The sequence below is a fragment of the Pandoraea oxalativorans genome (genome assembly GCF_000972785.3).
GTDB lineage: Bacteria > Pseudomonadota > Gammaproteobacteria > Burkholderiales > Burkholderiaceae > Pandoraea > Pandoraea oxalativorans.
The window spans coordinates 43233-56379 of sequence record NZ_CP011519.2 but is presented as its reverse complement, the minus strand read 5'-3'; the positions used below and the strand labels follow the sequence as shown (position 1 = coordinate 56379).

Sequence of the window (13147 nt, the reverse complement as noted above, 5' to 3'; positions counted from 1 at the left end):
CATAAGGAGACAATGACGGTGAGAAAGAGGCGCGGCACGGCAAGGCAGATGCTGCTGGTCTGGGGCTTGGCGTTCAGCGCCGTCGCGCACGCCGACGACGCGCCGCCCGCGCCGCTGATGGAGGGGCCGGCCGTCACGCTACCGCGCGAAGGCCCAGCGTCGTCGACATCGAACGGTGTTGTCTCTGGCAGTCATCTGAACTTTGTGTTCCGCAATTATTCGGACGCGCTCGACGTCGAGGGCGGTCCGCACAGCCATGCATGGGTGCAGGGCATGATGGCGAACTTCGAGTCGGGCGACACGGGTGGCCTGATCGGCTTCGGCGTGGCCGCGTCGCTGTACGCGGCGCTCAAGCTTGACGGCGGCGCGGGGGCGGACAATATGGTGCACGTGGCGAACGGCGGGGGGAGCAATCAGGTGGCGTGGGCGTACCCTGGCCTCTACAATGTGAAGGCGCGCGTCTCGAACACCGTGTTCAGGTATGGCCTGCAGGCTGTCGACAACCCGTTTATGGCGCCTCATGACAACCGGGCGCTGCCGCCCACGTTCCTTGGCACCACGATCCTGGGCAAGCCATTTAGCTCCGCGATGTTCGAGGCTGGCAGCTTCACAAAGAACGTCGCACGCGGCCAGACGACGCTCACCCGTCTTAGGACGCAGTACGGTGACACGCCCATCAGTCGCCTGAGCTATGTCGGCGGCAAGTGGGACCATTCTCCGCACGGCGAACTCGTGCTGTACGCAAACCAAGCCGACGATGTCTGGCGCCAGTACTACGCGTCGGTGAAGCACAGCCTCGGCAGCACCCACACGCTCAGATGGACAGGCGCAGGCAACGTCTACTCGACGCATGACACCGGCCGCGCGCGGCAGGGTTCGATCAACAACAACGCCTACAGCCTGTCGCTAGCCGCGCAACATGGTCCGCACGAGTTGCTGCTCGGCTATCAGCAGATTCTCGGTGACCAGTTCTTTGACTACCTGAACGAAACAGACGGCATCGCGCTGGCCAACTCCGCGGACGCCGACTACAACGCGCCGCACGAAAAGTCGGTGCAGCTGCGTTACACATTCTACGGCGAGCAAGCTGGTCTGCCGGGCTTCAAGGCGATGATTTGGGCTGTGACGGGGTGGGGGGCAGACGGCAGCGCGGGCGCGGCGAATGACCCGGGAAAATCGAGCGTCTACTGGAGCAACGGCGCGCCGGTGCAGGGCCGTCATCACGAGTTCGGCGTCAACCCATCGTACACTTTCCGCAGCGGTAAGCTCAAGAACGCCAAGGTCGAGTTCATCGCGATGTGGCACCACGGTTCCGCCCACTATTCGGAAGCGACAAGTCGCGAATATCGGTTGCTCGTCAGCGTGCCACTGAATGCCTTCTGAGCTGGGCATGCGCGGTGTTCACAACCTCGACAGCATCCGCAGACCGTGTGGGGCTCCGGCCGTGGCGGCCACGGTCCACCGCCGTATGAGTCCCTCGCGGTCCGTCGCAATAGGAGGACAGGTATTGTCAGGGCGTTGTCAACTTAGGGATGTCGTCGAAGCCGATGCACGAATCGACAGCGATTCAAAAAGTATGAGACGGAGTTTGGGCAACGTGGGTGAATTCACGCCATTGAGCAAAGTGCACCGCGAGCTGTTTGCGAAAGAGCGGCGCGCGCAGCAAATGTCGTTTGAGTGCGAAGTGTTGCCGGATTGACCCGAAGCTCGAGAGGAAGGTTTGCGTGCGCGCTGGGTCGCGAAAGCCCCGCATGCGCCGCTCGCGCTCCCGCGTCGGCTGATGGCTGTTCTCCGCGCGGTTGTTGCCCCGAGCCGCTGCTTTGACGAACACATGCTTCACATTGGCCAGCGCCGCGATGTCGGCTTTAGCCGCCGGATAGCTGCGCAGTTGATCGGTCACGATCTTGTGCGGCACCGGGTTCGAGCGCAGCACGTGCTTGAAGAAGCGCTTGGCGGCCGCCTTGTCGCGCCGCTTCTGCAGCAGGATGTCGATTTCCGCGCCATGCGCTTCGACGGCGCGCCACAGCAGGTACTGCTCACCGCGCAGGCTCACGAACATCTCGTCGAGGTGCCACGTGCTACCGGGCTTGCGGCGTGCCGCTTTGACCCGGTGAGCAAAGCCCGCGCCAAACTTGTCGCACCAGCGGCGGATCGTCTCGTAGCCGACTATCTGTCAACGCCGGTTTAAATGTGACCCACCGGGGATGCGGCTATTTTCTTGGACTGTTTTACGTCGTTAACCCGAGGCTTTCACGGTACTCGATGGGGCTGAGATAGCCAAGGGAGCCCTTGATCCGCTTTTCGTTGTACCAGCGAATGTAGGCGTTCAGTGCCTCTACGAATTGCACGATGGTCGTCGAACGCCAGTCCCCTGGATAGAACATTTCGGTCTTCAGCCTTCCGAAGAATCCCTCACAGGCCGCATTGTCTGGTGAGCAGGCTTTACGCGACATGGATCGGATCAGATTAGCCTTTGCAACTCGCGATAGCCAGCCAGGCCAACGGTAGTGGCCACCCCGATCGGAATGTACGATCGGCTTCTCATCGTCCTCGGTCACGGTCTCGATAGCCGCATCTAACATGGTATTCACGAGCTCGGCGTCGGGGCTTGTGCCAATCGACCAACTGACTACCATGCCATCGAAGCAGTCGATCATCGGCGATAGATATACCTTCCCGGCCGGGATCTGGAACTCGGAGATATCCGTCAGCCACTTTTCGTTGGGGGCGGTAGCGTGGAAATCGCGATTGATGATGTTATCTGGGGCAGGGCTAATTTCCCCGACATAAGAACGATATCGGCGCCGCTTGGGCCTCGCCGCGTAGAGGCCGCCTTGTTTCATGAGGCGACGCACGACTTTCTCCGATAGAAACACGCGTTGTCTGCTGAGCGCTGCCTGCACCCGACGATAGCCGTAGGATCGGTGATTGTCCTCGAAGATTTCCGCAACGGTACGACGAACTTCGGCATATTTGTCGGCAACCCGCATGGGCGACCGATGGTAGAAATAGGAGCTGCGCGCCAAGTCCAGCTGCTCAAGCAGCTCAGCCAAAACGTACTGCTCTCTCAGGGCGTCAACCAGCGTCGTCTTCTCCCGGTTGCTCAGGAGTTGCAGGTCGACGCCCAGGTCTTTTTTTAGGAGTTCATTCGCCTTCTTCAACAGGTCCTGTTCAAGCTGCAGATTGCGAATTTTGCGCTGGAGCGCTTCGACCTGCCGTTCCAGTTCGTCCCGATCTGTCTCTGCGGGCGAGCCTTTGTCGCGTTTCATGGATGCAGGAGCCTCTCGGCCGAGTAACTGGTTCTTCCAGTTGTACAGCGTCACCCTGTCGACGTCCAGCTTTCGGGCCACCGCCTCTGCACTTCCTTCCCGTGTGCACAGTTCGTACACCGCAGCCTGCTTGGACACCAATGAAGCAGTTGGTCGACCGGCCTTGCCAACCACGCATTTCCTGGTTTCCGGATAGCGCTCGCGAACCCACTCCGTTAGTATCTGGCGACAGGGATAGCCCAATGTCCTGAGGGTGAAGGCGAAGCAGCGCCCGTGGTTGACGTAATGCTCGAGTGCTACGTTCTTCTGTTCTTCTGAGTACTTCGGCTTTACGCGAACATACCCCCTCTGCAGATCGCCAATCTTCTCGAATTCGTTACACCACGCCTTGAGAGAATTCTTCGTCGGGTAACCCAACTGGCGAATGGTCGCTTTGCTGCGCTTCCCGAGTTTCAGGTACAGCTCGACCGCCCGAACGCGTTCTTGGTATGAATACATGGACTACCTTCAAAGTAGTCCAAGATTTTGTCCGCATCCCCACCTTCCGGCGTATCGCCGAAGTAAATCTGACCCACCCAGGCTCCGTGTCACGCGGCGGCTTTCGCGCCTGCGCGTGTAGTTTGTCCAGCTTTCCGTTTGTCCTTCAGCCGATAGCTTTCGCCTGCAATCTGCACGATGTGCGCGTGATGCAGCAGCCGGTCGAGCATCGCCGCAGTCAGCGTCTGGTCGTCGGCAAATGCCGTGGCCCACTGCGTAAATGGCAGGTTGCTCGTCAACACGATGGCTCCGCGCTCGTATCGCTTGGCCACCACGTTAAAAAACAGATTGGCTTCCTCGCGTCCAAACGGCAGGTAGCCGATTTCATCGATAACCAGCAGCTTCGGGCCAACCACGGCGCGGTTAAAAAACTCCCGCAGCCGGTTCTGCTGCCGGGCCGTGGCCAACTGCATCATCAAGTCGGCGGCGGTGGTGAAGCGCGTCTTGATTCCTGCCTGTGTCGCCCGATACGCTAGAGCGCAGGCGATGTGCGTTTTGCCCACGCCAGACGGCCCAAGCAGCACGACGTTCTCGGCCCGTTCGATAAACGCCAGCCCGGACAGTTCCTGGATTTGGGCTCGCGGTGCGCCGCTGGCGAAGCCAAAGTCGTATTGCTCCAGCGTCTTGATGCCCGGCAGGGAGGCCATCTTGGTCAGCGTCTGGCGCTTGCGTTCCTCTCGGGCATCCCGTTCGGTCAGCAGTAGCTGTTCGAGGAAGTCGGCGTGACTGGCATCAGCGTTGGCAGCGCTCTGGGCCAGCACGCTCCAGTCGCTCCCGATGCGGTCCAGTTTCAGTTCGTCGCACAGCCCTGCAATGCGTTCATGCTGGAGATTCATGCTGCCACCTCCAGCAAGGCGTCGTAGACCGACAGCGGATGCTGCAGGCTTTCGCTCGGCAGCACTCGCTTAAGCCGCGTCGGTACCGGGGCTGCAATCGAGGTCGACACCGGTAATGGCAGCAGTGCCGCTTGCTCTAACGGCAGTCGAACCGACGGTTTCTCTTTCGTCGTGGCATGCACCCGGACATTCGCCACCTCGGCCAGCCAGCGGCCAATATGGCCGTTAGCCGCCTCGACATCCAGCTTCAGGCCAGATTGCTTGAGCGTCGCCGCCAGCGGCACCACGAAGCTCTGCTTCAGATAACGGTTGAAGCGCTCGACCTTGCCCTTGGTCTTGGCACGGTACGGCCTGCATACCTTCGGCGTAAATCCATACGTTTCCGCCAGCGCCAACATCTCGCCGTTCCAGCGATGATGACCATCGCCGTAAGCATCGCGTTCGACGATGACCGACTTGGCGTTATCGAACAGCACATGCTCGGGCGTGCCGCCGAAGTAGATGAAGGCTTCACGCAGACACTCACACAACGTCGTGGCATCCTCGCCGCTCGTGAAACGCACGTACGTCGCCCGGCTGTAGCCCAACGTGGCGACCAGCGCCAGCAACGGTGACCTGCCGCGCCGGATGGTGGTGAAGTCTGCTTGCATCTGTCGGCCTGGCGGCGTCTCGAAGCGCACGACTGGTTCCGGCTCCGCGTTCCTGTATGGCGCGAGGAACACCTTGAGTTGGCTGATACCGCCGTCGTAGCCTTTATCTCGCAGCTCACGCAGTAACACCGTTGCCGGAATCCAGTGCGGCCGCGCCGCCTCGATTCGCTCAAGCAGGTACGCCTTGAACGCATCCAGTTTGGTTGGCCGAGGCTCTCGCTCCTTATACCGGCTAGCCTCCTGGTCGCGCAGATATCGCCGGACCGTGTTCCGCGAGACACCCATCTGTCTCGCTATCTCTCGCACCGGCGATCCACGCCTTGCCAATACCTTGATTTCCACTGCTTGCTCCTGAGTCAGCATCGGCGGCAAAAGCCACCATCCTCCCCCAGGTGGGTCAGATTCACTTCGGCGGGTGGGTCAGTTTTACATCGGCGCTAACAGGCATTGGCTGGGGCGCGTGAGCTGGCTGTTGAATCCGCTGATGGAAGCTGTGCGTGCCTACGCGCTGGGCGGCACCAAGGTCCACGGCGATGACACACCATTGCCGGTGTTAGAGCCCGGGCGAGGTAGCACCAAGACTGGACGGCTCTGGGTATACGTGCGAGATGACCGGCCGTGCGGCTCCAATGAGGCACCTGCCGTTTGGTTTGCTTACACGCCTGATCGACGGGGTGAGCACCCACAGCGACATCTGGCAAGCTTTAGCGGGGTGCTGCAAGCCGATGCGTTTGCCGGTTACGCGCCACTTTATGAAAACGACAGCATCCGCGAAGCGGCGTGCATGGCGCACGCGCGACGCAAGATCTATGACCTGCATGCGGTACGCCCCAACGCCATTACAGAAGAAGCTCTGCACCGCATCGGCGAGCTATATCGCATAGAAGCCGAAATCCGGGGCAAACCACCGGACGAGCGACGGCAAGTGCGACAGGCACAGGCTGTCCCTCGGCTCGAAGCGTTACGGCAGTGGTACGAATCAGTGCTGCCAACACTCTCTGCGAAGTCCGACACCACCCGCGCGATTCAGTACTCCCTGAACCGCTGGCCCGCGCTCGCCTATTACTGCGAGGACGGGCAGGCGGAGATCGATAACCTGATTGCCGAGCGTGCGCTGCGCGGCGTGGCGATTGGCCGCCGCAACTATCTGTTTGCCGGCGCCGACTCGGGCGGTGAGCGTGCCGCGGCGATGTACAGCCTGATCGGCACGGCACGCTTGAACGGCATCAACCCGGAAGCCTACCTCGCCTACGTGCTCGAGCGCATTGCCGATCACCCGGTCAATCGGATCGACGAGTTGCTGCCATGGAACGTGGCCCAGCAACTGCCCGACACCGCGAAGCTCGAGCCGATCCGATAACCGGCTATCACTGCCGCGTCAACGACTCGTACTACGGTACTGATCGAACGCTTACCCTGCCCATGAACGGAGGTAAAGCGCTGCAATTGGCGCGCCGACTTAAAGCGGCGCATCACCTTCTCCCGCACCCGCGTAGGCTGATGCGAATTCTCCGCCCGGTTGTTCAATCCTTTATGCTGGCGGTGTTCGACCCTTAGCCCGAGCTCGCGGTGGGCCGCCGCGTAGCTGCGCAGTTTGTCCGTGATGATCACGCGCGGGCGACCATCGCGCTTGAGCAACTTGCGCATGAGCCGCTTGGCGGCGGCCGTGTCGCGACGGCTTTGCACCAGCACCTCAAGCACAGCGCCGTGCTCGTCGAGCGCCCGCCACAACCAGTGCTTTTTGCCGTGGATCGTCACCACGACCTCGTCAAGGTGCCACTTGTCGCCGCGCTCCGGCGTCGTCGAACGAATGCGCCGGGCGATCGACAGACCAAACTTCGTCGCCCAGCACCGTCCCGTTTCGTACGTGAGTTCGATCCCGCGGGCGGCCAGCATCTCCTCAATCATGCGCAGGCTCAGCGGGAACCGGTAATACAGCCACACTGCGTCAGCTGATGACGTCGGGCGGAAAACGGTAGCCTTTGAATGAGATCACGACCTCGCTTGAGCGCGCGGGGCTGACTGAGGATTTTTTCATGCCGCATTCTATCCTCCACCGCCTAACAACCTGACAATACCCGCGGAACAATTCGACGGTCTGCTGGCGCCTCAAGTGCAACGGTAAGCGAGAGCCTTGGCTAAGAAGATGATGCGGCGTAGCGAGTTTCAAGAGCGCGGGACAGTTGCCAGGGGTAAGAACAGCGTAAGCGGCGAGGCGGGCAAGGCAATGAAGCCATGATGCTGGTAGAACGCTGCTGCCGTCTCGTCCTTGGCATCCACTATCAGGGCAAAGGCGGCAATCTCTGAACGGGCCGCCCGCTCGAGCGCATCGGCCAGCAGCGCACCGCCGAGACCTTGCCCCCTGAACTCCTGATCGACTGCCAAGCGGCCCATGCGAATTGCTGGCACGCTCGGATAACGTGGCAACTTCTTACCAGTGCTGGCCGGAAGGTCGGCCAGCAGAATGCTTGCCGATGCCAAGGTATAGTAACCAGCGACGCGCTGCCCGTGCGCCAAAGCTACGAAACAGGCGGCCACGCGGCGGCGGATGTCTTGGTTGACTTGTTCTCGCAGATAGCGATTGAGCGGCTCCGAATCGCTATTGAACCCGGATCGGTCATGTTCTGCATCGAGAGACGCAAGAAGAAACGGTGCGTGGCTCATTCAGTGCGCAGCAACTTCCGACGGCGAGCGAGGGCACGCTCCAAGGCCGGAGCCGGTTCCGGTGGCGATAGCAGCGCTTGCGCGAAACATTCCTGATCAGCCAGAGACAGACGGATCACTTCGGCTTGCTCGATGGCACGCTGCGCTGCGTCCTGCACGGCGGACACCACGAAATCGGTCATGGTGCGCCCCTGAAGTTCAGCGGCGCGTTTGAGCATCGAATGCAGATCCGTGCTGATTCGGGCTTCAAGGCGGGCGGTAGAGATGGCAGCGGGCATGATTTTATCCTCCTGATGTCAATCATACGGCAAATTGCCGTACATGGCAAGGCAGAGCTTTCGAGTGAAAGGAACATCCCCCGTCCGGAGTTGGCGACTGTCCGCGGGAATTGCCGCGACCAATTTCCATGGACGTGGCGACAACCGACTCGAAAGAGTGCGCTCGTGAGCGCACGGTTCCTCTTCTCTTCTCACATCCCAGCGAGCCGCGCCCCGACGAAGCCGCCCACCGCTCCCGCCAGAAACGCAACTCCGATCACCACGAGAATGAATCGCTGCGCCTGACGCTCAAGTGACGCATTTGCACTCGAGAGCTGTGCGGCGCCGCCGTTAAGCTGCGCCCCAATTCGCGCCGCCGCTATCAATCCCGCTGGTATTGTCAGGTTGTTAGGCGGTGGAGGATAGAATGCGGCATGAAAAAATCCTCAGTCAGCCCCGCGCGCTCAAGCGAGGTCGTGATCTCATTCAAAGGCTACCGTTTTCCGCCCGACGTCATCAGCTGACGCAGTGTGGCTGTATTACCGGTTCCCGCTGAGCCTGCGCATGATTGAGGAGATGCTGGCCGCCCGCGGGATCGAACTCACGTACGAAACGGTACGGTGCTGGGCGACGAAGTTTGGTCTGTCGATCGCCCGGCGCATTCGTTCGACGACGCCGGAGCGCGGCGACAAGTGGCACCTTGACGAGGTCGTGGTGACGATCCACGGCAAAAAGCACTGGTTGTGGCGGGCGCTCGACGAGCACGGCGCTGTGCTTGAGGTGCTGGTGCAAAGCCGTCGCGACACGGCCGCCGCCAAGCGGCTCATGCGCAAGTTGCTCAAGCGCGATGGTCGCCCGCGCGTGATCATCACGGACAAACTGCGCAGCTACGCGGCGGCCCACCGCGAGCTCGGGCTAAGGGTCGAACACCGCCAGCATAAAGGATTGAACAACCGGGCGGAGAATTCGCATCAGCCTACGCGGGTGCGGGAGAAGGTGATGCGCCGCTTTAAGTCGGCGCGCCAATTGCGGCGCTTTACCTCCGTTCATGGGCAGGTTTCGAACCTGTTCATGGGGTGCCGCTATCACCGCAATGCCGAGCATAAACGCGCGGTGCGCACCCAGGCCTTCGCCGCCTGGGAATGGGCTTGTTCCGCCCGCATGGCGGCGTAACGGGCGTCGCATCCTACGCCGCACCTGCCATGGCGCCTTGGCTCGTTTTCAACCAAACAACCTGACAGTACCGGCGGCGCATGAGCCGTTTGGCGGCGGCCGTGTCGCGACGGCTTTGCACCAGCACCTCAAGCAATGCGCCGTGCTCGTCGACCGCTCGCCACAGCCAATGTTTTTTGCCGTGGATTGTCACGACCACCTCGTCAAGATGCCATTTGTCGCCGCGCCTCGGGGACGTCGATCGAATACGCCTGGCGATGGCCAGACCGAACTTCGTCGCCCAGCACCGTACCGTCTCGTAGGTCAGCTCAATCCCCCGCGCGGCCAACATTTCCTCGACCATGCGTAGACTCAGCGGAAACCGATAATACAGCCACACCGCATAGCTGATAATGTCAGGCGGAAAACGGTAGCCTTTGAACGAGATCGCCGCGTCGCTCGAGCGCTGGGGGTGACTGAAGATTTTTTCATTTCGCATTCTATCCTCCCACCTCCCCCATCCGAACAACCTGACAATACCTCGATCCGCGCTCTGGTCCATGAGGCCTAGGCGGATTCAACCGGTCGTCGCAACACCATTGATCGACGAGGCGTTGCGTGAGAAGAAGTGCAAAGCAGGTATATCGGTTGTCAGGGCGAGCAGCGATGTACTCTCCGGGCGCACCCTCGCTTGGACATGAAATCGAGCGACGTTTTTGGCAACAAATCGCGACCGGCATTACAAGCGAGAAAGCGGCGGAGGCGGTGGGCGCATCTCAAGCGGTAGGCTCGCGCTGGTTCCACTATCATGGCGGCATGCCACTATTCATGTCGAAACCTATTTCGGGTCGATACTTGTCGTTCGCTGAGCGAGAAGAGATAGTATTGCTTTCTGTCCAAGGCCTCGGTGTGCGCGAGATCGCCCGCCGTATCCGACGAAGTGCGTCAACCGTATCACGAGAGCTCACGCGCAACGCGGCGACACGTGGCGGTAGCCTCGAGTATCGTGCTTCGGTCGCGCAGTGGAAGGCGGAACGGTTTGCCAAACGGCCAAAGCCAGCGAAGCTGGCGACAAATGCGCGGCTGCGTCAATATGTGCAGGAGCGCCTGGAAGGCAAGGTTCATGACGCTGATGGCCATGAAATTGCCGGGCCCAAGCAGGCACCGTTCAAGGGGCGAAATAAACCGCATCGCGGCGAGCGAAGGTGGGTCAAGGGCTGGTCACCTGAACAAATCGCTAATCGCTTGCAGGTATATTTCCCGGATGACGAATCTATGCGCATCTCTCACGAAGCCATTTATCAAGCTCTTTATATTCAAGGGCGCGGCGTGCTCAAGCGTGAGCTGGTGGGCTGCCTGCGCACCGGCCGCGCGTTGCGCGTTCCCCGAGCAAGAGCGCGTGCCAAGGCGTGGGCGCATGTCAGCGAGGAGGTGATGATTTCCAGCCGGCCGGCAGAGGCGGAAGATCGTGCTGTGCCGGGCCATTGGGAAGGCGACCTGCTCATTGGCCTGAATCGTTCCGCCATTGGGACGCTGGTGGAAAGATCAAGCCGGTTCACGATGCTCGTGCACTTACCTTGTGAGAAAGGCTATGGACTTATTCCACGCACCAAAAACGGACCCGCGCTGGCCGGCTACGGAGCTGTCACGATGGCCAACGCACTCAAGAAGACCGTGGTGGACCTGCCTGCCCACTTGTGGCGATCGTTGACTTGGGATCGTGGCAAGGAGCTGTCCGATCACGCACGTTTCACCATCGAATCCGGCGTGAAGGTGTTCTTCGCTGACCCGCACAGCCCATGGCAGCGTGGTACGAACGAAAACACTAACGGCCTTCTACGACAATACTTTCCAAAAGGCACGGATCTGTCTCGCTGGAGTGCTCGAGAGATCCAGGCTGTTGCGAACACGTTGAACTCCAGGCCCCGCAAAACGCTTGGCTGGAAGACGCCTGCGGAAGCCTCGCACGGGTACCTAAAATCTGTTCAACAATCCGATGTTGCGACGACCGGTTGAATCCGCCCTATGCGCCATGATCACCGTGATCGGATGCAAGCGCGAACCCATGAGCCGAGACTATCGATCCGTACTGGAAAAGCATTCCGTCTGGGTTCGCATCAGCCCAGGCCAGAAAATGGTGGGCATGGTCGAACTGATAGAAGCCAGCGCCCATGTTCATGTCGCGAATCTCGTCGTTTCTCCCGCCGCGCAACGGCGCGGCTTGGGGGAGCCTGCTACTTCAGTTTGCCGAGTCGGAGGCACACTGCCTTCGGCTCCCCGAAGTTCGCCTTCTCATGAGCTGCGAGATGCAATCCAACCAGCGATTCTACGAGCGCCGTGGCTACGCGATTGTCCGTACCGAGCGCATTCAGGGACTCGATATTGCGGTCCTGACCATCCAGCCAGGAGGGGCTGCCCGGGCATGATCATCCGTCTTTCCAAAGCCGCCACGGTCAGCGCGATGGCCCTGCTTGCCTCGCTGGTGGCCATCAATAACATCACCGATTACGCGACCAATTTCGCTTTCGTACGCCATGTGTTCCTGATGGATACAACGTTTCCTGGCAGCGGCATCCGGTATCGGTCCATCGACCAGACGTGGGTTCATCATGCGGGCTATATCGCCATTATCGTGATGCAGACCCTCACGGCGGGGTTGTGCTGGACGGGCGCAGCCAGGCTATTGCGCACACGCCACGCGGTTGACGCAACGTTCCGCTCGGCCCGGGCCTGGGCCGTCTCAGGACTTACGCTGGGTTTTCTGACCTGGCAGGTCAGCTTCATGACGATCGGTGGTGAATGGTTTGGCATGTGGATGTCGACGCAGTGGAATGGCCTCGAAAGCGCGTTTCGCTTCGTCGTGACGTTCCTGCTCGCACTCATCTATCTGATCGTGCCGAACGATGGCACCGGTGCGGACGCCACACCGCACTGAATCTTCCGGCAGAACCCGTCGGACTCAAGGCCATGCCCGGAAATTCGCCGCCACCGTGTGCGAGCGGCCACGCCGCGAAACAGGCGGCTGGCGACCCGTTCTCGAACGGAGCCCGGACTGGTCGCAGATCGTGTGAGTCGGCGCAAATGCAATGCGCGCAATGCGGCGCACACATGAACTGGCCGCTTAATTTGGTTGGCTGTTCCGTTGCTTCCCGGCCCCACCTGACGCGTCGGTTCGCGGCGGGAACAGCCAGCGCGATCCATACGATGTCTATAAGAGGCTACGGGGAGTCGTCCTGCTGCTTGTGTTCGACGGGTATTTATCTCAGTTGCGCCTTCGCAGGGCGATGACGATACTCCCTTGACGATGATGACTGTCAGTCATTGCATAGCATACCCAAGCAGGGTTAGCCCTCCTTAATGGGATACTCATTCACCGGTACATATTTTCCGAAGTTAAAACATGAAATCCCTACCGTTAGGTAGGTACAACATGACAATTCCGGAATGGGGCCCCGGTGCGTTGGCTGAGCTAATGTTGGATCTGGTGTACGGGAGTGGGTAGCGGAAACGGAGGGAGGCGGTGGCGATTGCAGGAGAATGTTGCTTTCCAAGGTAACAAACTCAGCAATCAATCCACCACCATGGTCAAACGTAATCGGGAAGCGGACGGCAGTCAAGCCGCGGCAGCAGAAATCACGGGGCCTGTCGGGCTGGACGATCTGATCCAGGAAGGCGCGCGGCAGATTATCCGGCAAGCAATCGAGGCGGAATTGAAGGTTCTGTCGCGATAACGAAGTTGCGCGGAAGCGAAGCCAGGGGCGCGTTGGTTTTTACGCGGCCAG

The 13147-nt window shown here is 60.4% G+C and carries 8 protein-coding genes and 7 pseudogenes; 6 read left to right on the top strand and 9 right to left on the bottom strand.

Annotated features, from left to right (window positions below; translation table 11 throughout):
- The first annotated feature begins 48 nt into the window (after positions 1-48).
- Positions 49-1383 carry an OprD family outer membrane porin gene (locus tag MB84_RS27725; RefSeq protein WP_065225913.1) on the top strand — a complete coding sequence of 445 codons (1335 nt, stop codon included), beginning with the start codon at positions 49-51 and terminating at the stop codon, positions 1381-1383.
- A 184-nt stretch (positions 1384-1567) separates the two neighbouring features.
- Here the strand turns inward: MB84_RS27725 and MB84_RS27720 are convergent.
- The 4 genes and pseudogenes from MB84_RS27720 to istA all read right to left on the bottom strand — a co-directional run.
- Positions 1568-2170 (bottom strand): annotated as a pseudogene (locus MB84_RS27720) (IS6 family transposase); the annotation flags it as partial.
- A gap of 58 nt (positions 2171-2228) precedes the next feature.
- Positions 2229-3767, bottom strand: a complete 1539-nt coding sequence (locus tag MB84_RS27715) for an IS3 family transposase (RefSeq protein ID WP_046289882.1) — start codon at positions 3765-3767, stop codon at positions 2229-2231.
- Positions 3768-3856: 89 nt separating this feature from the next.
- A complete protein-coding gene (gene istB / locus MB84_RS27710; protein WP_046290956.1) occupies positions 3857-4642 on the bottom strand; it encodes an IS21-like element helper ATPase IstB in 786 nt (261 codons plus the stop codon).
- Positions 4639-5655, bottom strand: coding sequence for an IS21 family transposase (gene istA, locus MB84_RS27705; RefSeq protein ID WP_046290957.1), 1017 nt, complete (start codon positions 5653-5655; stop codon positions 4639-4641). The genes istB and istA overlap by 4 nt, the downstream gene beginning before the upstream one ends.
- Positions 5656-5740: 85 nt before the next feature.
- Between istA and tnpC the strand changes: the two are divergent.
- A pseudogene (tnpC, locus tag MB84_RS27700) lies at positions 5741-6652 on the top strand (IS66 family transposase); the annotation flags it as partial.
- A gap of 56 nt (positions 6653-6708) precedes the next feature.
- Here the strand turns inward: tnpC and MB84_RS27695 are convergent.
- The 4 genes and pseudogenes from MB84_RS27695 to MB84_RS31365 all read right to left on the bottom strand — a co-directional run.
- A pseudogene (locus MB84_RS27695) lies at positions 6709-7330 on the bottom strand (IS6 family transposase); the annotation flags it as partial.
- A gap of 128 nt (positions 7331-7458) precedes the next feature.
- Positions 7459-7956 carry a GNAT family N-acetyltransferase gene (locus MB84_RS27690; RefSeq protein ID WP_052654757.1) on the bottom strand — a complete coding sequence of 166 codons (498 nt, stop codon included), beginning with the start codon at positions 7954-7956 and terminating at the stop codon, positions 7459-7461.
- Positions 7953-8234 (bottom strand): type II toxin-antitoxin system TacA family antitoxin, encoded by a 282-nt coding sequence (locus tag MB84_RS27685; RefSeq protein WP_052654756.1) that lies wholly within the window; start codon positions 8232-8234, stop codon positions 7953-7955. Before MB84_RS27685 ends, MB84_RS27690 begins: the two co-directional genes overlap by 4 nt.
- A 191-nt stretch (positions 8235-8425) precedes the next feature.
- Positions 8426-8605 (bottom strand): annotated as a pseudogene (locus MB84_RS31365) (hypothetical protein); the annotation flags it as partial.
- Between the two features lie 42 nt (positions 8606-8647).
- Between MB84_RS31365 and MB84_RS27680 the strand changes: the two are divergent.
- A pseudogene (locus MB84_RS27680) lies at positions 8648-9386 on the top strand (IS6 family transposase).
- Positions 9387-9459: 73 nt separating this feature from the next.
- Here MB84_RS27680 and MB84_RS27675 read toward each other — a convergent pair.
- Positions 9460-9864 (bottom strand): annotated as a pseudogene (locus MB84_RS27675) (IS6 family transposase); the annotation flags it as partial.
- 167 nt (positions 9865-10031) lie between these two features.
- Between MB84_RS27675 and MB84_RS27670 the strand changes: the two are divergent.
- The 3 genes and pseudogenes from MB84_RS27670 to MB84_RS30830 form a co-directional block, all read left to right on the top strand.
- Entirely contained in the window at positions 10032-11381 is a 1350-nt protein-coding gene (locus MB84_RS27670; protein ID WP_084010166.1) for an IS30 family transposase, read from the top strand.
- Positions 11382-11787: 406 nt separating this feature from the next.
- Positions 11788-12300: a DUF2165 family protein gene (locus MB84_RS27660; protein WP_052654753.1), complete on the top strand. Its 513-nt coding sequence runs from the start codon at positions 11788-11790 to the stop codon at positions 12298-12300.
- Positions 12301-12946: 646 nt separating this feature from the next.
- Positions 12947-13087, top strand: a pseudogene (locus MB84_RS30830) (IS256 family transposase); the annotation flags it as partial.
- Between the last annotated feature and the right edge of the window lie 60 nt (positions 13088-13147).